The sequence below is a fragment of the Haloferax profundi genome (assembly GCF_001469865.1).
GTDB classification, from domain to species: domain Archaea; phylum Halobacteriota; class Halobacteria; order Halobacteriales; family Haloferacaceae; genus Haloferax; species Haloferax profundi.
Window position 1 is genome coordinate 1 of sequence record NZ_LOPV01000391.1, and the last position, 1,501, is coordinate 1,501.

A 1,501-nucleotide genomic window follows, 5' to 3' on the forward strand; every position below is an offset into this window, starting at 1 on the left:
GTCTCTTCTTTATTCTGCTCCTCTACTGGAGTGCTCCTGCGCTCGCGGCCTTTGGTGTCGACCTCTACGACGCTTCGAAGTACGGCCCGACGTTCGCCGCCAACGGTGGGATGAGCGGTGGCGAAGGTGACCTCATCGTCGTGCTCGCTGCGCAACTGTCGAACCTCCCAACGTGGTTCGTCGGCCTCGTCGCGGCTGGTGGTATCGCTGCCGCAATCGCAACGACCGCTGGCCTGTTCATCACCGCTTCGTCTGCCGTCTCGCACGACATCTACACCAACATCATCAACCCCGACGCGACACAGCGTCAACAGGTCCTCGTCGGCCGTGCGACAATCGTCGCACTCGGTGCAATCGTCACCGTCACGGCGTTCGACCCACCGGCGCTCGTCGGGGAACTCGTCGCTCTGGCGTTCTCACTCGCCGCAATCGTCCTGTTCCCGATGTTCTTCCTCGGTCTATGGTGGGAGAACACGAATCGACAGGGTGCACTCGCGGGGATGTCCGTGGGGCTCACACTCTGGATTGCGGCCGTCGTCAACGACCTCATCTTCCACTTCAGCGATGTCTTCGCCGAGTACGTTCCGGCAATCGGCGCTGCACTCGTCGGCACACCGCTCGTGTTCGCCGTGACTATCGGTGTCTCACTCGCGACGGCGGAACCGCCCGAAGAGATCAAGATGATGGTTCGACAGTGCCACAGCCCCGAACCGATGGGCCAGCAAGAATCGGCCGAAGACGCGGTTGTAACCGACGGGGGCCAGACCCCCGCGGACGACTAATCAATGTACGACCACATCCTCATCCCAACAGACGGAAGTAAGACCGCAGAGTACGCTGTCGACCAAGCCGTCGACGTCGCCACGAAGTACGACGCGACAGTCCACGCACTGTACGTCATCGACGTCGACGCCACCAGTTACTCGTTAGGCGCAGAGCAAGTCGACCGACTTCGACAGGGCCACCTCGACGAGATGCCCGAAGTAAAGGCCGATGCCGACGACGCGACTGGGTACGTCGCCGACATTGCCGCCGACCACGGCCTCAGCGTCGAGGAGCACGTCACGGCGGGCGAACCGGCGCGAGCTATCCGGAACTTCGTCGAATCGAACGACATCGACCTCGTCGTGATGGGGTCTCACGGTCGGTCGGGCCTCTCACGAGTGATTCTGGGAAGTGTCACTGAAAAAGTCCTCCGGCGAACCCGACTTCCGGTACTCGTCGTGGACGCACACGGCGACGACGTGGAGGCCGAGGCGTAAACGATGAGCCTCACCGAGTCGATTCGTACCCACGTCAGCGAGAACCGCTCGACGATGGTGACGGACCTCGTGTTCGCCCTCGCGTGGGTGACCGCGATTTCACTCCTGTTCGACGTAGTTCAGGGGCCACAGTGGGCGTACTATCTGTGCCTCGCTTCGGGAATCGTCGCTCACTACGGCTTTTTCGCCTCGGTCGAGGCCGTCCGCGAGCAACAGTGAGGTGACCCCCTGCGACTGCC

At 62.2% G+C, this 1,501-nt stretch carries 3 protein-coding genes; all 3 read left to right on the forward strand.

Annotation, left to right across the window (positions count from 1 at the left end):
* Nucleotides 1-782: sodium:solute symporter family transporter (locus AUR66_RS13755; RefSeq protein ID WP_449271641.1), on the forward strand; the 782-nt coding region annotated here is incomplete at its 5' end.
* Between the two features lie 3 nt (nucleotides 783-785).
* Nucleotides 786-1,262, forward strand: coding sequence for a universal stress protein (locus tag AUR66_RS13760; RefSeq protein ID WP_058572875.1), 477 nt, complete (start codon nucleotides 786-788; stop codon nucleotides 1,260-1,262).
* A 3-nt stretch (nucleotides 1,263-1,265) separates the two neighbouring features.
* Nucleotides 1,266-1,481 carry a hypothetical protein gene (locus tag AUR66_RS13765; RefSeq protein WP_058572876.1) on the forward strand — a complete coding sequence of 72 codons (216 nt, stop codon included), beginning with the start codon at nucleotides 1,266-1,268 and terminating at the stop codon, nucleotides 1,479-1,481.
* The last annotated feature ends 20 nt before the right edge of the window (nucleotides 1,482-1,501 follow it).

Bases quoted from the DNA above. Each gene is read 5' to 3' on its own strand.
- AUR66_RS13760 (WP_058572875.1), top strand. From the start codon at position 786: ATGTACGACCACATCCTCATCCCAACAGACGGAAGTAAGACCGCAGAG.
- AUR66_RS13765 (WP_058572876.1), top strand. From the start codon at position 1,266: ATGAGCCTCACCGAGTCGATTCGTACCCACGTCAGCGAGAACCGCTCG.